General features: G+C 52.9%; 1 pseudogene. It reads right to left on the bottom strand.

What is annotated here, in order from left to right:
* Positions 1–255: pseudogene (locus F3J02_RS18400) on the bottom strand (hypothetical protein); the annotation flags it as partial.

The following is a 255-nucleotide window of genomic DNA, read 5'->3' on the forward strand; positions in this document are numbered from 1 at the left end:
CTGCATTAACCACGTTGTCCGCAGTCACTGCATTGACGTTCAATACCGTACCTGTCGTATCTGGTGGCAAGCTATCTACCACTTCACTGCCCGGTAATGATGGGTTACCCGCTGGGTCAGTCGCGACTGCAGTCACTGTACTGCCGTTTGGTAAGTTACCTGGATTTGGTACTGTCCATACACCAGTCACTGGGTCTGCTGTGGTTTGGGCTGTACCACCACCATTCGGGTAGGTCACCGTCACTGTTGAACCAG

This window comes from Acinetobacter sp. Tr-809 (assembly GCF_011753255.1).
Classification (GTDB): Bacteria; Pseudomonadota; Gammaproteobacteria; order Pseudomonadales; family Moraxellaceae; genus Acinetobacter.